The sequence below is a fragment of the Bacillus sp. BC08 genome (assembly GCF_054326875.1).
Map to the genome: position 1 here is coordinate 534,658 of NZ_JBTGPA010000035.1, position 21,307 is coordinate 555,964.

The 21,307-nt window shown below is 36.1% G+C and carries 23 protein-coding genes; 20 read left to right on the plus strand and 3 right to left on the minus strand.

Annotation, left to right across the window (positions count from 1 at the left end; translation table 11 throughout):
- Window positions 1-142: 142 nt before the first annotated feature.
- The 15 genes from ACXVYO_RS20855 (at window position 143) to ACXVYO_RS20925 (ending at window position 13,752) form a co-directional block, all read left to right on the plus strand.
- Window positions 143-2,287: an HD family phosphohydrolase gene (locus tag ACXVYO_RS20855; protein ID WP_458468379.1), complete on the plus strand. Its 2,145-nt coding sequence runs from the start codon at window positions 143-145 to the stop codon at window positions 2,285-2,287.
- Entirely contained in the window at window positions 2,284-2,754 is a 471-nt protein-coding gene (ybeY, locus tag ACXVYO_RS20860; protein ID WP_000054689.1) for an rRNA maturation RNase YbeY, read from the plus strand. Before ACXVYO_RS20855 ends, ybeY begins: the two co-directional genes overlap by 4 nt.
- Entirely contained in the window at window positions 2,751-3,104 is a 354-nt protein-coding gene (locus ACXVYO_RS20865; RefSeq protein WP_000715483.1) for a diacylglycerol kinase family protein, read from the plus strand. Before ybeY ends, ACXVYO_RS20865 begins: the two co-directional genes overlap by 4 nt.
- A 99-nt stretch (window positions 3,105-3,203) precedes the next feature.
- Window positions 3,204-3,602 (plus strand): cytidine deaminase, encoded by a 399-nt coding sequence (locus ACXVYO_RS20870; RefSeq protein WP_458468380.1) that lies wholly within the window; start codon window positions 3,204-3,206, stop codon window positions 3,600-3,602.
- Window positions 3,595-4,500 carry a GTPase Era gene (gene era, locus ACXVYO_RS20875; protein WP_061677310.1) on the plus strand — a complete coding sequence of 302 codons (906 nt, stop codon included), beginning with the start codon at window positions 3,595-3,597 and terminating at the stop codon, window positions 4,498-4,500. The genes ACXVYO_RS20870 and era overlap by 8 nt, the downstream gene beginning before the upstream one ends.
- A 176-nt stretch (window positions 4,501-4,676) precedes the next feature.
- Complete coding sequence (locus ACXVYO_RS20880) at window positions 4,677-4,820, plus strand: YqzL family protein (protein ID WP_000883924.1); 144 nt, start codon at window positions 4,677-4,679, stop codon at window positions 4,818-4,820.
- 33 nt (window positions 4,821-4,853) lie between these two features.
- The gene (recO, locus tag ACXVYO_RS20885) at window positions 4,854-5,600 is read left to right on the plus strand and encodes a DNA repair protein RecO (protein WP_000487012.1); all 747 of its coding nucleotides are present in this window, start codon (window positions 4,854-4,856) and stop codon (window positions 5,598-5,600) included.
- A 107-nt stretch (window positions 5,601-5,707) separates the two neighbouring features.
- On the plus strand, window positions 5,708-6,340 hold the full coding sequence (locus ACXVYO_RS20890) for a helix-turn-helix transcriptional regulator (protein ID WP_000583755.1): 633 nt from the start codon (window positions 5,708-5,710) through the stop codon (window positions 6,338-6,340).
- Window positions 6,341-6,369: 29 nt separating this feature from the next.
- Entirely contained in the window at window positions 6,370-7,182 is an 813-nt protein-coding gene (locus ACXVYO_RS20895) for a pyruvate, water dikinase regulatory protein (protein ID WP_000368939.1), read from the plus strand.
- Between the two features lie 367 nt (window positions 7,183-7,549).
- Window positions 7,550-7,705, plus strand: a complete 156-nt coding sequence (locus tag ACXVYO_RS20900; protein WP_175562452.1) for a hypothetical protein — start codon at window positions 7,550-7,552, stop codon at window positions 7,703-7,705.
- 330 nt (window positions 7,706-8,035) lie between these two features.
- Complete coding sequence (gene dnaG, locus ACXVYO_RS20905; RefSeq protein ID WP_073516535.1) at window positions 8,036-9,832, plus strand: DNA primase; 1,797 nt, start codon at window positions 8,036-8,038, stop codon at window positions 9,830-9,832.
- Window positions 9,833-9,891: 59 nt separating this feature from the next.
- Window positions 9,892-11,019 (plus strand): RNA polymerase sigma factor RpoD, encoded by a 1,128-nt coding sequence (gene rpoD, locus ACXVYO_RS20910; protein ID WP_000764063.1) that lies wholly within the window; start codon window positions 9,892-9,894, stop codon window positions 11,017-11,019.
- Window positions 11,020-11,404: 385 nt separating this feature from the next.
- A complete protein-coding gene (gene cccA / locus ACXVYO_RS20915) occupies window positions 11,405-11,761 on the plus strand; it encodes a cytochrome c550 (RefSeq protein WP_000828147.1) in 357 nt (118 codons plus the stop codon).
- A 165-nt stretch (window positions 11,762-11,926) separates the two neighbouring features.
- Window positions 11,927-12,634: a tRNA (adenine(22)-N(1))-methyltransferase gene (locus ACXVYO_RS20920; protein ID WP_458468381.1), complete on the plus strand. Its 708-nt coding sequence runs from the start codon at window positions 11,927-11,929 to the stop codon at window positions 12,632-12,634.
- Window positions 12,631-13,752: a Nif3-like dinuclear metal center hexameric protein gene (locus ACXVYO_RS20925; RefSeq protein WP_458468382.1), complete on the plus strand. Its 1,122-nt coding sequence runs from the start codon at window positions 12,631-12,633 to the stop codon at window positions 13,750-13,752. Before ACXVYO_RS20920 ends, ACXVYO_RS20925 begins: the two co-directional genes overlap by 4 nt.
- Before the next feature lie 39 nt (window positions 13,753-13,791).
- Here the strand turns inward: ACXVYO_RS20925 and ACXVYO_RS20930 are convergent, their stop codons facing one another.
- Together ACXVYO_RS20930 and vrrA are read right to left on the minus strand one after the other, a co-directional pair.
- Entirely contained in the window at window positions 13,792-14,742 is a 951-nt protein-coding gene (locus ACXVYO_RS20930) for a 4-hydroxy-3-methylbut-2-enyl diphosphate reductase (protein ID WP_458468383.1), read from the minus strand.
- A gap of 89 nt (window positions 14,743-14,831) precedes the next feature.
- Window positions 14,832-15,572 (minus strand): VrrA/YqfQ family protein, encoded by a 741-nt coding sequence (vrrA, locus tag ACXVYO_RS20935; protein ID WP_458468384.1) that lies wholly within the window; start codon window positions 15,570-15,572, stop codon window positions 14,832-14,834.
- A 180-nt stretch (window positions 15,573-15,752) separates the two neighbouring features.
- On the opposite strand from vrrA, the gene ACXVYO_RS20940 reads away from it, so the two are divergent.
- Together ACXVYO_RS20940 and ACXVYO_RS20945 are read left to right on the plus strand one after the other, a co-directional pair.
- Window positions 15,753-17,063, plus strand: coding sequence for a DEAD/DEAH box helicase (locus tag ACXVYO_RS20940; protein WP_458468385.1), 1,311 nt, complete (start codon window positions 15,753-15,755; stop codon window positions 17,061-17,063).
- Between the two features lie 191 nt (window positions 17,064-17,254).
- Window positions 17,255-18,151, plus strand: a complete 897-nt coding sequence (locus ACXVYO_RS20945) for a deoxyribonuclease IV (RefSeq protein WP_000912459.1) — start codon at window positions 17,255-17,257, stop codon at window positions 18,149-18,151.
- A gap of 26 nt (window positions 18,152-18,177) precedes the next feature.
- Here ACXVYO_RS20945 and ACXVYO_RS20950 read toward each other — a convergent pair whose 3' ends face one another.
- The gene (locus ACXVYO_RS20950; protein WP_001048965.1) at window positions 18,178-18,432 is read right to left on the minus strand and encodes a DUF2624 domain-containing protein; all 255 of its coding nucleotides are present in this window, start codon (window positions 18,430-18,432) and stop codon (window positions 18,178-18,180) included.
- 149 nt (window positions 18,433-18,581) lie between these two features.
- Between ACXVYO_RS20950 and ACXVYO_RS20955 the strand changes: the two genes are divergently transcribed.
- From ACXVYO_RS20955 to ACXVYO_RS20965, 3 genes are all read left to right on the plus strand, one after another.
- Window positions 18,582-19,460 carry a YitT family protein gene (locus ACXVYO_RS20955; RefSeq protein ID WP_000435956.1) on the plus strand — a complete coding sequence of 293 codons (879 nt, stop codon included), beginning with the start codon at window positions 18,582-18,584 and terminating at the stop codon, window positions 19,458-19,460.
- 243 nt (window positions 19,461-19,703) lie between these two features.
- Window positions 19,704-20,474 (plus strand): metal ABC transporter ATP-binding protein, encoded by a 771-nt coding sequence (locus ACXVYO_RS20960; protein ID WP_458468386.1) that lies wholly within the window; start codon window positions 19,704-19,706, stop codon window positions 20,472-20,474.
- On the plus strand, window positions 20,474-21,307 hold the full coding sequence (locus ACXVYO_RS20965; RefSeq protein ID WP_078417931.1) for a metal ABC transporter permease: 834 nt from the start codon (window positions 20,474-20,476) through the stop codon (window positions 21,305-21,307). The genes ACXVYO_RS20960 and ACXVYO_RS20965 overlap by 1 nt, the downstream gene beginning before the upstream one ends.

A 21,307-nucleotide genomic window follows, 5' to 3' on the forward strand; every position in this document is an offset into this window, starting at 1 on the left:
TTTTTTACTATCATAAAAGATAAGAGAAATAAACTATAGGTACTGATGTATCAAAATGTTATCTAAAAGTATCGTTGGCTAGAAGAAATGAAAGCTATAAATAGTTTCACTTTATTTCTGGAGAGGAGAAGGTATTGAAATCATGTTAAGAGCTCAAGAAATTTCTAAGTGGTTTCGTAATTTACAACATTCGAAAAAACTAAGTTGGATTTCTTACGTTTTGTTAGGAGCAGTGCTGTTTTTTGCACTTATGAATAATGTAAAACCAGAGCAATTAGATGTTGATATGTATTCTATTGCGAAAAAAACAATTCATTCTCCTATTAAAATTGAAGATAAGGTTATAACGGACAGAAAAAAACAAGAGGCCGCTCAAAAAGTGGGAGATCAATATACATATAGAAGTGAATATAAACAAAATAGAGTAGATATTGTAAATGATGTTTTTGCTAAGGTAAATGAAGTGATTCAAGAGATGAAAGCTGCTGGACCTGAAGAGCAAAAAAAGATGACCGATGCAAATAAATTAGAAAAGTTGAAGAAGAAGTTACCATCTAATTTAACAAAAGAATTATCTGATGAGAATTTATTATACTTTATTAATGCAGAACCGGATCAATTAGAATTAGCAAAGAACGCGGCTCTAACGTCTGTTAGTGTTATTATGGGTGGAAATATTAAAATGTCCGAAGAAATAGCAGCAAAAGAGCGATTTGTTAATGAAATGAAAAGCCTCAATGTGAATAGCGGATTGAAGGAAGCTGTGAATGCGCTAGGATCATATGCGATTACAGCAAATTATTTTTATGATCCGGCTGTAACGAAAGAGAAGAAGAAAGCGGAAGAAGATTTAGTTCCACCTGTTTATATTCTTCAAGGACAAGTTATTGTTAGAGAAGGTGAAACAATTTCAAGTGATATGTATAATCAGTTGAAATTAGTCGGTTTATTAGAGAAAGGTAATAGTTTTCAGCCTTATGTTGGATTAGCGGTGCTCATTGGTGTGTTACTGTACTTTATGCATAAGCAGTTTGAAGTATTTTTACAGCGTAAAAGAGAAGATAGACCGTATATTTTAGCGTATATTACAATTTTGTCTATCACGATTGTTTTAATGAAAACGATTAGTTTGTTTCAAAAGCTTGAATATGCAGGAATTGCGTATGTTGTCCCAGTTGCGATGGGAACAATACTTGTAAAACTAATGATTGGCGATCGATTTGTATTTTTAACAAGTATGATTTTTTCTGTGTGCGGAAGTATTATGTTTAATGAAGGAGTAACAAGTACACTGAATTATAGTGTAGGTATTTATGTGCTACTAAGTTCATTATCAGTAAGCATTTTCTTACGAGAAAAAAATCGTCGTACAATGATTTTGCAAGCTGGTATACTCGTTTCTATCTTAAATGTAGTCGTCTTAGCGGCGTTATTATTATTACGTAATGGGAATTTTTCACCTCTTGAAATTGGAACACAATTATTGATGGCTTCCGTTTCAGGGATTATCTCATCCGTTTTAGCGATGGGGATATTACCATATTTAGAGAGTGGACTTGGAATTGTATCAAGCATGAAGCTTATGGAACTATCAAGCCCGAATCACCCGCTCTTACGTAGAATTTTGTTAGAAGCGCCAGGGACATACCACCACAGTGTAATGGTAGCGAATCTTTCTGAGGCAGCATGTGAAGCCGTTGGAGCAAATGGTGTATTAGCACGTGTAGGGGCTTATTATCATGATGTAGGAAAAACAGTACAACCGCAATTCTTTATTGAAAACCAGATGGGAATTGAAAATCCACATGATAAATTAGATCCTGTGACGAGTAAAGATATTATCATTGCTCATGTAACAGATGGAGTCAGAATGCTCGAAGAATACCATATTCCGCAAGAGATTATCGATATTGCGGGACAACACCATGGTACAACATTACTTAAATATTTTTATTATAAGGCGATTAAAGAAGATAAAGAAAAATATACAGAAGAGATGTTCCGCTATCCGGGATCAAAAGCAACTTCTAAAGAGTCGGCAATTGTTGGTATTGCTGATAGTGTTGAGGCAGCGGTACGTTCTATGAATCACCCAACGCCAGATCAAATAAATAATTTAGTACAAAGTATTATTAAAGATCGCCTGCAAGATGGGCAATTTAGTGAATGTGATTTGACGTTTAAGGAACTACAAATCGTTGGAAAAACGTTATGTGAAACGTTAAATGGTATTTTCCATTCGCGTATTACATATCCGGAACCACCGGAAGAGAAGGAGAAAGAATGAGTTTATTAATTGATTTCATTGATGAAACAGAAGAAGTGAAAGAAGAATATGTGAATTTAATTCGTGAGATATTAGAAAAAGCAGCTCAAATGGAAAAAATAGAGGATGGTGCGGAGTTATCAGTGACATTTGTAGATAACGAACGCATTCGCGAGATTAATCGTGATTACCGAGATAAGGATCAGCCTACGGATGTCATTTCCTTTGCTATGGAAGAAATGGGAGAAGGAGAAATGGAAATTGTAGGTGCAGAGATGCCTCGTATGTTAGGTGACCTTATTATTTCTATTCCGAGAGCGAAAGAACAAGCTGAAGAGTATGGACATTCTTTTGATCGTGAACTTGGCTTTTTAGCGTTACATGGCTTTTTACATTTACTTGGTTATGACCACATGACAGAAGAGGATGAAAAAGAAATGTTTGGAAGACAAAAAGAAATTTTAGAGGCATTTGGATTAGGTCGATGAAAAAAGGAAAACTTATAAATAGTTTTGGATATGCTATAGCAGGTATATTCTTTTGTCTTCGTCATGAACGAAATATGAAAATTCATTATTTAGCCGCAGTCATTGTTATATGCTGCGGCTTTTATTTCCATATTACGAAAGTAGAGTGGATGGTATTACTTATTGTAATAGGAATTGTAATGAGTTTAGAGATGGTAAATACGGCTGTGGAAAAAACAGTAGATTTAGCGACTACCGATATACATCCGTTTGCGAAAATTGCAAAGGATGTCGCAGCCGGAGCGGTTTTATTGTTTGCGATAATAGCCGTTATAATTGGTGCTATTATCTTTTTGCCGTATGTGGTATAGTTGCATTCCAAAGCTTTTATTAAGCTTTGGAAGTGCCGTAAAGGCCTTTAATCAGAGAGTGTATCTATTCACAGCTGTGGACAGGAAGGATGCGGGAATATGAATAGTGAACAATTAATTCAAGAAGCAATCGAAGCGCGTAAACAAGCGTACGTACCATATTCTAAATTTCAAGTAGGTGCAGCATTATTAACACAGGATAGAAAAGTATATCGTGGATGTAATGTTGAGAATGCATCATATGGCTTATGTAACTGTGCAGAAAGAACAGCTTTATTTAAGGCAGTTTCTGAAGGAGATAAAGAGTTTGTAGCTATCGCGATTGTGGCGGATACAAAGCGTCCGGTACCTCCTTGTGGAGCATGTCGACAAGTTATGGTAGAATTATGTAAACAGGATACGAAAGTATACCTATCAAATTTACATGGTGACGTTCAAGAGACGACAGTCGGAGAATTGTTGCCAGGAGCATTTTTAGCGGAGGATTTACATGAATAGAAAAGGTTATAAATCAGGTTTTGTCTCTATTATTGGCAGACCGAATGTTGGGAAATCTACATTTTTAAATCGTATTATCGGCCAGAAAATTGCCATTATGAGTGACAAGCCACAAACAACTCGTAATAAAATTCAAGGCGTATATACAGAAAATGATTCACAAGTAATTTTCATTGATACACCAGGAATACATAAACCTAAACATAAATTAGGCGACTTCATGGTGAAGATGGCTCAAACGACATTAAAAGAAGTTGATATTGTTCTGTTTATGGTCAATGCAGTTGAAGGATTTGGTCGTGGTGAAGAATTTATCATTGAGAAATTAAAAGAAACGAAACAACCAGTATTTTTAGTAATTAATAAAATCGACCAACTTCATCCAGAGCAATTATTAGAGTTAATTGATCAATACCGTAAACTATATGAGTTTGCAGAGATTGTACCGATTTCTGCATTAGACGGTAATAATGTGGACGCTTTAATTGGAACAATTAAAAAGTATTTACCAGAAGGACCACAATACTACCCAGATAATCAAGTAACGGATCATCCAGAGCGATTTATTATTTCAGAGCTTATTCGTGAAAAAGTATTACATTTAACACGTGAAGAAGTGCCGCACTCTGTAGCGGTTGTTATTGATGCAATTCAAAAACGCGAAGGCGGGGCAGTTTATATCAATGCAACGATTGTTGTGGAACGTCCATCGCAAAAAGGGATTATTATCGGAAAACAAGGGAAGATGTTAAAAGAAGTTGGTAAGCGAGCACGTTTTGATATTGAAGCATTACTTGGTTCTAAAGTATTTTTAGAAGTATGGGTAAAAGTGCAAAAAGATTGGCGTAATAAAATGTCTCAGCTTCGTGACCTTGGTTTCCGCGAAGACGAGTACTAAAATAGAGTAAAGCTGTAATCAGCGGATGTTTTGTTCATCCGCTGATTATTGGTTTTTATGAGTTTTGATAAATTAGGAAAAATTTTTCTCACATGAAAATGGACAAAATGGGTCAATTTAATAACAACAAAGGAAATTGGTTTATAGGCTACGCTTATTGAGAAAGGTGGATTCTTATGCTAGATTTTACCTGGAAGTTTTTCTCCAAAACAGGAAGCATTGAAACGTACTTGCTTTTGAAAGAAATGGAAAAAGACGTAAACGATGAGATGGATCAACATGAAGAGGAGCTAGCGCATCTAGACTCTCCAATTTCTTGACCCGTTTTGTTCAAACCTTGGATGGTGACGAACATGTTTCAAAAAGTTGAGGGCATCGTTATCCGTACGACAGATTACGGAGAAACGAACAAGATTGTTACAATATTCTCAAGAGAATTGGGTAAGGTAAGTGCAATGGCAAGAGGAGCGAAAAAACCGAAAAGCCGGTTAGCATCTGTTTCGCAACTTATGACACATGGTAATTTTCTTATTCAAATGGGATCTGGACTTGGAACTTTACAACAAGGCGAGATTATTTCAACTATGAAAGAAATTCGCGAGGATATATTTTTAACTGCTTATGCATCATTTATTGTTGAGTTAACTGATAAAGCAACAGAAGATAAAAAACATAATCCATATTTATTTGAAATGTTATATCAAACGTTGCATTATATGTGTGAGGGTGTTGATTCAGAAGTATTATCACTAATTTATCAAACGAAAATGCTTCCGGTATTAGGGATGCGCCCGTATTTTGATACATGTGCGATTTGTCATCAAGAAACAGATTTTGTCGCCTTCTCTGTCCGAGAAGGCGGTTTTCTGTGCTCGCGTCATGCAGAGCAAGACCAGTATCGTATACCAGTGGGGGAGGCTGTTCATAAATTATTACGTCTTTTCTACCACTTCGATTTACATAGACTTGGGAATGTATCAGTGAAGGATAGCACAAAAAAACAAATGCGTTTAGTATTGAATACATATTATGATGAATATTGCGGGATTTATTTGAAATCAAGACGTTTCTTAGAACAACTTGATAAGTTTCAAATATAATTTGGGGCCGTATACGGCCCTTTTTACATCCTATCTTTTTCAAATAGCATATTTAGTATATAATATTTAAGAGATAGTATAACTTTTTTCGTTGTGCACTGAAGGTGGTGATTATCATAGAGCTGAATAAACGGCAAGAACATATCATTCAGATTGTAAAAGATCACGGTCCTATTACAGGGGAGTCAATTGCTGCGCAATTAGGATTAACACGTGCAACGCTAAGACCAGACTTAGCAATTTTAACGATGGCTGGTTATTTAGAAGCGCGTCCACGCGTAGGTTATTTTTATACGGGTAAAACTGGGGGGCAGCTATTATCTGAAGCTGTTAAGAAAATTAAAGTACAAGATTATCAATCTAGACCGGCTGTAATTGATAAAAATGTATCAGTATACGATGCGATTTGTACGATGTTTTTAGAGGACGTAGGTACATTATTCGTTGTAGATCAATCGACTCTATTAGTTGGCGTTGTATCTCGTAAAGATTTATTACGAGCTAGCCTAGGAAAGCAGGATTTAACCTCTCTTCCGGTTAATATTATCATGACAAGGATGCCAAACATTGCGATGTGTCGTAGAGAAGATTCTTTATATGATATTGCGATGGAATTAATAGAAAGACAGATTGATGCGATGCCAGTTGTCAAAGATACGAAACAAGGTTTAGAAGTGATTGGACGAATTACAAAAACAAATATTACACGTGCGTTTGTAAACTTAGTAAATAACGAATAAGTGTAATTTGTTTAAAGTGAGGTAATGTAATGGATAATAAAATCGTATATGTCGTATCTGATTCTGTTGGAGAAACGGCTGATTTGGTTGTTCGAGCAGCGATGGGGCAATTCCCATTCGCTCCTGATATTAGACGTGTACCGTATGTAGAAGATACAGGGACATTAAAAGAAGTGATTTCAATTGCTAAGAGCAATCAAGCACTTATTTGTTTCACTTTAGTAAAGCCTGACATGCGCCAGTATTTAGTGACAGAAGCCGCGAAAGAAGGCGTAGAGGCATATGATATTATCGGGCCTCTTATCGATCAGATTGAAGAAATTACAGGGCAAGTACCAAGATATGAGCCGGGTGTTGTTCGTAGATTAGATGAAGAATACTTTAAAAAGATTGAAGCGATTGAGTTTGCTGTAAAGTATGATGATGGTAGAGACGCACGTGGTATTTTAAAAGCAGATATCGTGTTGATTGGGATTTCGCGCACATCAAAAACACCACTTTCTCAATATTTAGCTCATAACAAACGTTTGAAAGTTGCCAATGTACCGCTCGTACCAGAAGTAGATCCACCTGAAGAATTATATCAAGTGGCTAAAGAAAAATGCTTTGGTTTGAAAATTACGCCAGATAAGTTGAATCATATTCGAAAAGAGCGATTGAAATCACTTGGATTAAGTGACGGTGCAACATATGCCAATATTAATCGTATCAAAGAAGAAATTGATCACTTTGAGAATGTAGTCGGTAAAATAGATTGTCAAGTAATTGATGTATCGAATAAAGCGATTGAAGAAACAGCTAACATTATTGTGAATGCAGTGCAAAACCAAAAATTGTTTTAGCACATTTACCAAAGGTGAATGTGCTTTTTTCGCTCATGAAAAACACAATGCTTGTTGATTTCGTAATAGATTATAGTTGAGTGGTTATACTTATATTCTTCTGTCTTTTTATTATGCAAAAGGCATGGTTTCGTTATCCTGAAATAGAAGATGAAAAAATAAAGGGATATGTAGCGCAGTTGAAGAAAATATATTATAATAAAAAATTGTGATAAAAACCTATATTTTACGTTTAGACTTTAATTTTTCAGAATAAACTAGGGATAGGATTTACGAAAAGACATGTAATTACGTTAAATCGACAAAATCTATACAAGAAAACGCACATTATGGAAGGATTCGCAGAAGGGATGTAGAATACAGAAATATGCAAAACATCAATATCGTATTAGTTGATGCAGATGCATATCCTGTGAATGCTGAAAATTGTGCAAGTTGGAACGAAAGTTCATGTCGAAATTTTGTTTGTCACATCGTATGCTCATCGTTTAAGGAAGTAGCAAGAAAAATTGGATCTATGTAGATGCTGAATAAGCTAAAGTTGATTTTTTATATGTATCAACATGCAAAAGAAACAGATCTCGTGATCACATAGGATATGGTGCTTGCTAGTCTTCTTGTAAAAAAAGTGTATATGTATTGTCTCCAGGAGGTACATTTGTAACAGGTGAGCAAATGGATACAATTTTATATAGTAGGTACGTATCTGCGAAATTACGCAGAAAAAGGCCTGCAAAATCGTTTGATAACGTGATCGACAACACTTTCTAATAAGTTTAGAAAAAATATTGTCGAATTATAAAGGAATTTTTTAATTTATATCGAATACAAAATACGACACGGAGATGGATTTATGGGGAACAGAATTCCCGAAGAAGTTGTTGAACAGATTCGGACGTCATCGGATATTGTAGAAGTGATTGGTGAATACGTTCAACTTAGAAAACAGGGGCGTAACTATTTCGGCCTTTGTCCATTTCATGGTGAGAATTCTCCTTCATTCTCTGTTTCATCGGATAAGCAAATTTTTCATTGCTTTGGATGTGGAGAAGGTGGAAATGTATTTTCTTTTCTAATGAAAATGGAAGGATTGGCTTTTACCGAGGCTGTTCAAAAGCTAGGTGAAAGAAATGGAATTGCGGTTGCAGAGTATACATCAGGGCAAGGACAACAAGAAGACATATCTGATGACACTGTCATCATGCAACAGGCTCATGAACTTTTGAAAAAGTATTATCATCATTTATTAGTAAATACAGAAGAAGGAAATGAAGCACTTTCGTATTTGTTAAAACGTGGTATTACGAAAGAGATGATTGAGAAGTTTGAAATTGGTTATGCATCACCTGCTTGGGATGCAGCAACGAAAATTTTACAAAAAAGAGGTTTATCGCTGTCTAGTATGGAACAAGCTGGTCTTCTCATAAGAAGCGAGAAGGATGGTAGTCATTATGATCGCTTCCGTGGAAGGGTTATGTTTCCAATCTCTACGTTACAAGGTAAAGTGATAGCGTTTAGTGGAAGGGCGCTAGGAGATGATACTCCGAAGTATTTAAATAGCCCTGAAACACCAATTTTTCATAAAAGTAAATTGTTGTATAACTTCCACCAAGCGAGGCCGTTTATTAGAAAACGTGGGCAAGTGGTCCTTTTTGAAGGATATGCCGACGTACTAGCTGCGGTAAAAAGTGGTGTGGAAGAAGCTGTTGCGACAATGGGAACAGCTTTAACTGAAGAACAAGCAAAACTTCTGCGACGTAACGTTGAAACTGTTGTTCTTTGCTATGATGGTGATAAAGCAGGGCGAGAAGCAACGATGAAAGCAGGGCAATTATTGCTAAAAGTTGGTTGCCAAGTGAAAGTTACATCCTTGCCAGATAAGCTTGACCCTGATGAATATGTGCAACAATATGGGACAACTGCTTTTGAAAATCTTGTGAAATCAAGTATAAGTTTTGTTGGTTTTAAAATAAATTATTTGCGTTTAGGGAAAAATTTGCAAGATGAGTCTGGCAAAGAAGAATATGTGAAAAGTGTTTTAAAAGAGTTATCGTTGCTACAGGATGCGATGCAGGCAGAATCATATTTGAAGTCATTATCGCAAGAATTTTCGTATTCAATGGAAACACTTTTGAATCAATTGCACCAATATCGCAAAGAACAAAAGGTACAGCAAAAACAAGTAAAGCAGGTTTCTAAGCCGTCTCAAATTGTTCAAACAAAACCGAAGTTAACAGGTTTTGAAAGGGCAGAAAGAGAAATTATTTACCATATGTTGCAAAGTCCAGAAGTGGCTGTTCGTATGGAATCCCACATAGAAGATTTTCACACAGAGGAACATAAAGGGATTTTATATGAACTATACGCATATTATGAGAAGGGAAATGAACCTTCAGTCGGAACATTTTTAAGTTGGCTCTCTGATGAGAAGTTGAAAAATATTATCACTGATATTTCGACGGATGAATTTATTAATCCAGAATACACAGAAGAAGTGTTACAAGGCCATTTGGAGACGCTTAGACGTCATCAAGAAAAACTTGAAAAGACGGAAATCATATTTAAGATAAAACAAATGGAAAAAACAGATCCTGTAGAGGCTGCTAAATATTATGTAGCATATTTACAAAATCAAAAAGCGAGAAAATAGCTTTTTTGATAAATTTTTAGTATAATGAATGTTTGTATCTCGCGTAAGGAGGGGAACAGATGGCTGACAAACCAGCTCGTTCTAAACAAATTGAAACTGAAATGACCCTTGAGCAAGTGAAAGAACAACTCACTGAGCTCGGAAAAAAACGTGGCGTTCTTACATATGAAGAGATTGCAGAACGCATGAATGGATTTGAAATTGAATCCGATCAAATGGATGAATACTATGAATATTTAGGTGAACAAGGGATTGACTTAGTTGGTGACAATGACAACGAAGAAGGTCCTAACAATCGTCAAATTTCAAAAACAGAAGAAGAATTCGACCTTAATGATTTAAGTGTACCACCTGGGGTTAAAATCAATGATCCTGTTCGTATGTATTTAAAAGAAATTGGTCGTGTAGATTTACTATCTGCAGAAGAAGAAATTCGACTTGCAACGCGTATTGAAGATGGCGATGAAGAAGCGAAACGTCGTCTTGCAGAAGCAAACTTACGTCTTGTAGTAAGTATTGCAAAGCGCTACGTGGGCCGTGGTATGCTTTTCTTAGACTTAATCCAAGAAGGGAATATGGGTCTAATTAAAGCGGTTGAAAAGTTCGATTATCGTAAAGGTTTCAAATTTAGTACGTATGCAACTTGGTGGATCCGCCAAGCGATTACACGTGCGATTGCAGACCAAGCACGAACAATTCGTATCCCAGTTCATATGGTTGAAACGATTAATAAGTTAATTCGTGTGCAACGTCAATTATTACAAGATTTAGGACGCGAACCATCTCCTGAAGAGATTGGTGAAGAAATGGATCTTGCTCCAGAAAAAGTACGCGAAATCTTAAAAATTGCACAGGAGCCAGTTTCTCTTGAAACACCGATTGGTGAAGAAGATGACTCCCATTTAGGTGATTTCATTGAAGACCAAGAAGCAACATCGCCTGCGGACCATGCAGCGTATGAATTGCTAAAAGAACAATTAGAAGATGTGTTAGATACACTAACAGATCGTGAAGAAAATGTTCTACGTCTTCGTTTTGGTTTAGATGATGGACGAACTCGTACGCTTGAAGAAGTTGGGAAAGTATTCGGCGTAACAAGAGAACGTATCCGTCAAATTGAAGCAAAAGCACTTCGTAAATTAAGACATCCAAGCCGTAGTAAGCGTCTTAAGGATTTCTTAGAATAGGTTCTTTTTAAGTTTACTTCACCTTTGTGAAGTAAACTTTTTTAATTTGTTAACTTTTGTTAAACTTTAGCTATCGGCAACGATTACAATTTCTTGTAATTTATTTTACAGAATTGTCTTTTGATTTGCAAATGCTCATTTTTCGATTTTTCGATTAATTTTGTTTATTCTATACAAAAATATATGTAGAAAAGTGAAAAATATGATGAGAAACGTTAATAATTATCGAAATAATAAGCGATATAACAATAAAAAACAATAAACTGAATTTATGGAATATTTTTAACGATTAGTAGTTTACTCTTTTCTGATAGAGCGTTTTCAAGTACAATGGAAATGACTGAATCATCTAACTATTTAGGGGTATAGAGGGGGGAGAAGAGATATGAAACGTAATCCGCTGATTCCGTTCGCTCTTATTGCAGCATTAGGTATTATCGTTATGTTTGTATTTTCATTTCAGGGGCTAAATAAATCTAAAGAGTTAGCTGATGCAAAAAATGGCGGGAAGCCAGCGCAAACAGCATCGAAGCCAGAGGATATTGTGAAGCAAAGCTGTACGAGCTGCCATGGTGACCAGTTACAAGGGGCAGTAGGGCCTAATTTACAAAAGATTGGTGGGAAACTTTCGAAAGAAGAGATTCAAGAAGTTATTTCGAAAGGAAAAGGAAATATGCCGCCAAATATAGTTCCAGCTGATCAAGCGGCTAAAGTAGCTGATTGGTTGTCGAAGAAAAAATAAAGTTCCGTATGACAAGCCTTTTGCTTATGCAAAGGGCTTGTTTTTCTATATTTTCTAAAATACGATGAGTGATAGAGAAGTGAATTGTTGTTATGGGCTTGCAACAACTACTATAAATTCATTATCATGGAGACAGACTGACAAGAGAAGGAGTAATGGAAATACATGAATGAAGTAAAGCTTTCAAAACGATTAGAAGAAGTTGTGCGTGAAATACCAGTAGGATCTACAGTTGCTGATATTGGATCGGATCATGCGTATTTACCGTGTTATACAATTATAAATAATATTGCTACAAAAGCAGTTGCAGGAGAGGTTGTAGATGGACCATTTCGCTCTGCACAAGCAACTGTAGCTGAAAGTGGCTTACAAGATAAAGTGGATGTGCGTAAAGGGAATGGATTAGCTGTTATCGCGCCAGGAGAAGTGGATGTAATTACGGTTGCCGGAATGGGCGGAGCGTTAATTCGTGACATTTTAGAAAGTGGTAAAGAAAAATTAGAAGGTGTAACACGTTTAATTTTACAACCGAATATTGCAGCGCATCACATCCGTGAATGGTTTATTGAAAATGGATGGGAGCTTATCCATGAAAAAATCGTAAAAGAAGATGGGAAAATTTACGAGATCTTAGTAGGAGAGCGTGGAAACATCGTAATGCCTTACTCTGAAAATAAACAAGCTGAATTGTTTATGGGTCCATTTTTAATAAAAGAAAAAGGTGAAGCTTTCGTTGAGAAATGGGAAGGAGAATTAAAAAACTTCCAAAATATTTTAAAACAGTTAGAGCGTGCGGCTGATTCTGAAGAAACAAAAGCGAAACGTGCAGAAGTAGAAGCGAAAATGAAAATGATAGGGGAGGTTTTATCATGAGTAAAATTCCAAACGGCCATGAAATTATTTCTTTATTTGAAAGTATGTATCCGAAGCATTTGGCGATGGAAGGAGATAAGATTGGTCTGCAGATTGGAGCGCTTAATAAATCTGTACAGCACGTATTGATTGCGTTAGATGTAACGGAGGAAGTTGTGGAGGAAGCGATTCAATTAGGAGCGAATGTCATTATTGCGCATCATCCTTTAATTTTTAATCCGTTAAAAGCGATTCATACAGATAAAGCGTACGGAAGAATTATTGAAACGTGTATTAAAAATGATATTGCTATTTATGCAGCGCATACAAATGTGGATGTTGCCAAGGGTGGGGTAAATGATTTACTTGCTGAGGCATTAGGATTGCAAAATACAGAAGTTTTGGCACCGACATATGCAGAAGAAATGAAAAAAGTTGTTGTGTTTGTGCCAGTAACTCATGCAGAAGAAGTACGAAAAGCATTAGGAGACGCAGGTGCTGGTCATATAGGCAATTATAGCCACTGTACGTTTAGTAGTGAGGGTACAGGTATGTTTGTACCTCAAGAGGGGACAAATCCTTATATCGGGGAAACTGGACAGTTAGAGCGCGTAGAAGAAGTGCGAATCGAAACGATTATTCCAGCTTCACTACAGCGAAAAGTGATTAAAGCAATGGTAACAGCACATCCATATGAAGAAGTAGCGTATGATGTGTATCCACTTGATAACAAAGGCGAAACATTAGGGCTTGGGAAAATAGGATACTTACAAGAAGAAATGACACTTGGACAGTTTGCAGAACATGTAAAGCAATCATTAGATGTAAAGGGTGCACGAGTTGTTGGGAAATTAGATGATAAAGTGCGCAAAGTAGCTGTACTTGGTGGCGATGGTAATAAATACATCAATCAAGCTAAATTTAAAGGAGCGGATGTATATGTAACAGGTGACATGTATTATCATGTTGCTCATGATGCAATGATGCTCGGTTTAAATATAGTTGACCCAGGACATAACGTTGAAAAAGTAATGAAGCAAGGTGTGCAAAAGCAATTACAAGAAAAAGTGGATGCAAAGAAACTCAATGTACACATTCATGCTTCGCAATTACATACAGATCCATTTACATTTGTATAAGAAAAATAAAACCGTTGCTCATATAGGCAACGGTTTTTATTATTGTTCTTTTTTCACTTTTACACGAGGTAATATTTTTTGTAACGGTACTTTTCGAACTCTCTCCCACGTAGCGGGATTCATTGGGTCATATTGATCCAAGAAAGCAATAACTTCTTTCGTAATTGGAGTTGGAGTAGAAGCACCTGCTGTAACAGCTACGTTTTCTACACCTTGTAGCCACTCTAATTTAATCTCACTTACGTCTGCAACGCGGTATGCTTTCGTACCAGCGATTTCTTGTGATACTTGTGCTAAACGGTTTGAGTTGTTACTTTTCGGATCACCGACAACAATTGTTAAGTCTGCAACATCAGCTTGTTTAGCGACCGCTTCTTGGCGCACTTGAGTTGCTAAACAAATTTCCTTATGGAATTCTGCTGTTGGGAATTTCTTCTGAATGTCCTCCATTAAATGCTGAACATCCCATTGGCTCATCGTTGTTTGATTTGTAACTAAAATTTTATCCGTTGGAATTTCTAGTGTTTTTAAATCATCAGCTCTTTCGATAAGGTGAACGATGTCAGGTGCAATACCAACTGCGCCCTCTGGTTCTGGGTGATTTTTTTTGCCGATATAAATGACATGGTAACCTTCAGCTTTCTTTACTTCAATAAGGTCATGTGTTTTTGTAACATCTGGACAAGTGGCATCGATTGTCGTTAAACCTTTTTCTTTTGCACGTTGTTTAACTTCTGGAGAAACACCGTGTGCAGTGAAAATAACAGTACCAGATTCGATTTTATCTAAAATTTCTAATCGACTTGGACCGTCCAATGTAATGATGCCATCTTCCTCGAATGCATCTGTTACATGTTTGTTGTGAACAATCATACCTAAAATATAAATAGGTCTTGGTAATGATGTATCTAATGCGGCGTTACGTGCAATAACCATCGCGTCCACAACACCGTAGCAATAACCACGAGGGGAAATTTTAACAATTTTCATATGAGTAATCCTCTCCTTCTAAACAAGGGATACTTTTGTGCATAGTCTTTTACATTATAAAGGAGGAGTGGATAGAAAACAAAGGATTGTTACACATATAGTTTTGGTTTTGTTGCTATTTTTTGAACAGGCTCCTCTCGTAATTCTTTTTCTATGACAGGCTCAATCACTATTTTTTTTCTTTTTCTTTTTTTTTGTGGAGGAGGCGGAGTTGCTACTTCAACTTTTTCTGCTATGTCTTCAGCTTGATCTTCAGTTGAATCTTCTTCCGTACTTTTTCCAGAGGTGAGGATTTTAACAATGCTTGGTAGGTTACGCATAATAGGACCGTACTGTTCGACGACAGGGCTTACAGATTGAACGACTTGGGATACTTTCTCAATATTGTTTATCATATTAGTTGGATTTGAAATTAAATTCGCAAAAAAACTGCCGATGCCACTACTTGATGATGCTGTAGTTGCTGCACCGCTGCGCGTTTCATTTGATTCATACATTTGAGGGGGGATCATTTGCTCTGGATGTTGCTGCATGTATGGTTGATATTGTTGTGAGTATGGCTGCGGGTATTGTTGTTGGTATTGGTATTGTTGTTGATATTGGGGCGGCGGTTGCTGGTGTTGGTGCATCATTGGCGGCGGTCCTTCCATTTGTCGATAAGGTGGAACCATTTGCATGAAAGGCTCGGTTGGGTCGTGTTTTTTAAAGAGTTTAGCAAGGAATCCTTTCTTTTTTTGTGCCATCGGTGGTAACTGTGGAATTGGATATGGTGTATAAGGTTGCTGTCCTGGATTCGGATACATTTGCCTTGTAGGGGATTTTGGAAACATGTGAGAAATCCTCCTTTCTTCAGTTAGGTATATACACATACAATATGCAATAAGAGGGAAGAAGGTTAGTTTTTGAAGTAAAAACCTAAACTAAAGATGGATTTTACTTGTAGATTTCGATATAATGTAGACTTGACTGATTTGTGCGCGCAGTAGAAATTTAGAAAGAAGGTGTAACTTATGACACAACAAACTTTTACACAGTATGATTTTAAACCATTTTTAATAGATGCAGTTCGTGAACTACGCTTTACAGAGCCGACAGGAATTCAAAAGAAAATTTTCCCGGTCGTGAAAAAAGGTGTAAGTGTAATTGGACAATCCCAAACAGGTTCTGGGAAAACACATGCATACTTACTTCCTACATTGAACAGAATTAATGCAAGTCGTGAAGAAGTACAACTTGTTATTACAGCGCCTACTCGTGAGTTAGCACAACAAATTTACGAAGAAATCGTGAAATTAACAAAGTTTTGTGCGGAAGATCAAATGATTACAGCACGTTGTTTAATTGGTGGAACTGATAAACAACGATCAATTGAAAAGTTGAAAAAACAACCTCATATTGTAGTTGGAACACCAGGACGTATTAAAGATTTAGTAGAAGAGCAAGCGCTATTTGTTCATAAAGCAAATACAATTATTGTCGATGAAGCAGACTTAATGCTTGATATGGGATTCATTCATGATGTAGACAAAATTGCATCACGCATGCCTAGAAACTTGCAAATGCTAGTTTTCTCTGCAACAATTCCTCAAAAACTAAAACCGTTTCTGAAGAAATATATGGAGAATCCAGAGCATATTCATATCAATCCAAAACAAGTTGCGGCAGGGAATATTGAACATTATTTAGTACCTTCTAAACATCGTAACAAAATCGATTTAGTGAACAAAATGTTGCTACAATTTAAACCGTATTTAGCAGTTGTTTTCACGAATACGAAGAAGATGGCGGATCAGGTTGCTGACGGATTAATGGAACGTGGTTTAAAAGTTGGACGAATTCACGGAGATTTATCACCGCGTGATCGTAAAAAAATGATGAAACAAATTCGTGACCTTGAATTCCAATATATTGTTGCAACTGATTTAGCAGCACGTGGTATTGATATTGAAGGAATTAGTCATGTTATTAACTACGAACTTCCATCAGACTTAGATTTCTTCGTTCACCGTGTTGGAAGAACAGCACGTGCAGGGCATTCAGGTATTGCAGTGACGATTTATGATCCAGCAAACGAAGAAGCGTTAGATAGTTTAGAAAAACAACGTCATATTGAGTTCAAGCATGTAGATTTACGCGGAGATGAGTGGGCGGATTTAGGTGAACGTCGTCGTCGTAAGAGCCGTAAAAAACCAAATGATGAACTTGACGTTATGGCAACAAAAGTTATTAAAAAGCCGAAAAAAGTAAAACCAAACTATAAACGTAAACTTGCAACAGAACGTGACAAAGTGAAGAAGAAATATAGCAATAAAAAAAGATAAGGGGAGCCCCCTTATCTTTTTTTATCTGGTTATTTGCGGGATAATAATCATTGGGGAATGGAAAAAACATTGATTAAAGTTTCAGTGTAGCTAGTTACAATTTGCGTAGTGTTTTAGGAACAAACAATTCACTACATATTTCTACAAATTATGCTATCATTATATCTATTGTATATTGAAGAGGTGATTGTATGTTAAAGATTGGATCTCATGTTTCCATGAGTGGTAAGAAAATGTTATTAGCAGCAAGTGAAGAGGCTGTTTCATACGGTGCAACGACGTTTATGATTTATACAGGTGCGCCGCAAAATACACGAAGAAAACCAATTGAAGAATTGAATATAGAAGCAGGAAGAAAACATATGGAACTAAACGGTATTGAGGAAATTATCGTACATGCGCCATACATTATTAATGTTGGGAATACGACGAAGCCAGAAACATTCCAATTAGGTGTAGACTTCCTTCGCATGGAAATTGAAAGAACATCGGCATTAGGTGTGGCGAAACAAATCGTTCTTCACCCAGGTGCACACGTTGGGGCAGGAGCGGATGCTGGAATTCAACAAATTATTAAAGGGCTTAATGAAGTGTTAACGCCAGAACAGACGGTTAATATTGCGTTAGAAACGATGGCAGGAAAAGGAACAGAATGCGGTCGTAGCTTTGAAGAAATTGCAAAGATTATTGATGGTGTAAAATATAATGAGAAATTATCAGTATGCTTTGATACGTGTCATACGCACGATGCAGGATATGATATTGTAAATGATTTTGACGGCGTATTAAACGAATTCGATAAGATTGTTGGTATCGATCGTTTGCAGGTACTTCATATTAATGATAGTAAAAATGTACGCGGCGCAGGAAAGGACCGTCATGAAAATATCGGATTCGGTCATATCGGTTATAAAGCGTTACATCATATTGTGCATCATCCACAGTTAATGCACGTACCAAAAATTCTTGAAACGCCATATGTAGGTGAAGATAAAAAAGATAAGAAACCACCATATAAATTAGAAATCGAAATGCTGAAAAATGGTACATTTGATGAAGGAATTCTTGAGAAAATTAAAGCGCAATAAGCAATAAGGAGGGGATTTTCCCCTCCTTATTTTAGTAGTTGTTGAAATAAAGTATTTACTTGTTGGGCAGTAGCAGGGGAGGTTACTTTTGCTATTTGTTTTAAGAGCTCTAGTCGTTCGTCATTATCGTAAATGTTAATATTCTTTCCTTTCATAAGTAAAACAATTTGATCAGCTTGTGCAGTCGTAATAGAGACTTCATATTCTTTGCTATATTTCAATAACTCTTTTGTAGAAATATGATTTAATTTTTTATTTACAAGTTGTTTAATGAGGTTCATCGAGTTATCCTCCTTCATACGTTCTTCTATCGAAATATATGAGTGCGTAGCTTGTACATATTCGTATAGAGTTTCTTTTTTCATGAGAAAAAGAAGCGTATGTTATAATATAAGGACAAAACTATAGAAAAAGAGTATAGGGAGGATCTATGGAGCAGAAGCAACATCGAAAAGAAAGTGTTATCCATCTTATTTATCGTTTAGTTATGATTATTTTTGGGGCAGCATGCGCAGCGGTAGCAATTGAACTATTTTTAATGCCAAATAAAATTATTGATGGTGGAATTATTGGTATTTCTCTTATATTAGATTATCTTACTCCTAATATTTGGTGGTTAAGTTTCTCTACTTTAGTCGTTATTCTCAATATCCCATTTATGTATTCGGGTTATAAGCAAATTGGAAAAACGTTCATGCTATCTTCAGCGTTCGGTATTGTAGCTTTAGCATTTATTGAATCAACGTTACATGCTGTTCCACCATTTACAACAGAGCCAATTTTAGCAACAGTGTTTGGTGGTCTTATTTTAGGTATTGGTGTAGGGCTCGTTATTCGTCATGGTGGATCAATGGACGGAACAGAAATTATGGGTATTTTATTAACGAAGAAATTACCTTTCTCTGTTGGCGAATTTGTAATGTTTGTGAACTTATTCATTTTTGCATGGGCAGCATTTGTATTTGGTGTTGAACAAGCTATGTATTCTGTTATGACGTATTATATTGCCTTTAAAACAATTGATACAGTCATTCAAGGTTTAGATGAAACGAAAGCAGTTTTAATTGTATCAGATCAATATGAGGAAGTATCAAATGCGATTTTGCATCGTCTTGGTCGTGGAACTACAAAGCTTGTAGCGAAAGGCGGTTACACGGATAAAGAAAAAGAAGTTATTTATGCAGTTGTAACGCGTCTAGAAGTGACAAAGTTAAAATCAATTGTGTATGAAATTGATGCGAATGCGTTTGTTACGATTATGAGTACGCAAGAGACAAATGGTGGTAAGTTTAAATCGGCTATTCACTAAAACATGTATCCCGCTATTTGAGGGTAAATAATCGGTAGGAGAGGGCCTCATCTGATTAAGGTTTCATTTTATAGGAATATTTTTCGAAAGCAGAGAATTTTTCTCTGCTTTTTGTTATAATAGTAAGGTTTCTTGAAAAAAATGATATATTTTAGGCAGATTGGTTTACAACTATAATAAGCTGTACTATAATTCAAATAGATATAAATCGGAATCATTCTGAATTAAAATAGGTGAGATGCTATGAATAATATATTAGAAATAGAAGGATTGTCATTTCGATATGAAGATCGAAATGTGTTAGAAGATATTAATTTGCAAGTTCCGAAGGGAGCTTTTTTAGGTTTAGTTGGGCCAAATGGTTCTGGGAAATCAACTTTGCTAAAATGTTTATTAGGCGTTTTAAAGCCAAAACAGGGAAGTATTCGTTTGTTTGGTGTTGATAGTAAGAAGTTTAAAGAATGGAACAAAGTTGGTTATGTGTCGCAAAAGGCAAATAGCTTTAATTCTGGTTTTCCGGCAACTGTTTTTGAAGTTGTATCAATGGGACTCGTTTCGAAAAAAGGGCTGTTTCGCTTTTTTACGAAAAACGATAAGGAAAAAGTGGAAAAAGCGATTGCTGATGTAGGGATGACTGAGTTTCAAGGGCGCAATATCGGAGAACTTTCTGGTGGACAACAACAGCGTGTATTTATTGCTCGTGCGCTCGTTAGTGATCCTGAATTACTTATTTTGGACGAGCCCACTGTTGGAATCGATGTGAAGAATGTAGAAAGTTTTTATGAGATATTAGAGGATTTAAACAAAAGGTTAGGAATCACATTAATTCTCGTTACTCATGATATGGGAGCTGTTACGGAAAAGGTAACACATGTTGCATGCTTAAACCAACATCTACATTTCCATGGAAATGTAGAGAAGTTCCGAGAGTTAGAAGATGCGGAAATGTCCGTCTTATATGGACATCATGTTCATCGTTTAGAACACGAGCATGGGCATCACGGGAGGATATAATGATACAAGATTTTTTACAATATGACTTTTTACGTAACTCTTTATATGCAGGAATTTTAATAGGGCTTGTTGCACCGCTTATCGGTGTGTTTGTTGTCATTCGCCGTATGTCGCTTATTGCGGATGCATTAAGTCACGTGACATTATCGGGTATTGCTGCAAGTTTGCTACTAGAAAAAACAATTTTTACAGGAGGATTTTTAAATCCTTTATATATGGGAATGTTTTTTTCTATTGGTGGGGCGTTACTAATTGAAAAATTACGTACTGTATATAAACATTATCAAGAATTAGCAATTCCGATTATTCTTTCAGCAGGAATGGGGATTGGGGTTATTTTTATATCACTTGCAAATGGATTTAACACTGATTTATTTAGTTATTTATTTGGGAGTGTAAGTGCTGTAACAAGTACAGATTTAATCATTATTGGCATTGTAGCAATTGTTGTTATTGTAACGATTACTTTATTATACAAAGAGTTATTTTTACTATCGTTTGATGAGGAATACGCTGTATCAACTGGTTTGAGTGCAAAGTGGATTCATTTTATTTTCATTATATTGGTTGCTCTTGTTATTGCAGTATCAATGCGTGTAGTAGGGGTTCTTCTCGTATCATCATTAATGACGTTACCAGTTGCAGCAAGTATTCGTATTGCGAATGGATTTAAACAAACAATTTTCTTTTCCATTTTATTTGGTGAGATTGCAGTAATTGGTGGAATGTTTGCTTCGTATCAACTTGATCTAGCACCAGGTGGTACAATTGTTATGATAGCAGTTCTTATTTTAATTGGTGCGATTTTATGGAAAAAGAAAAAAACTGCATAA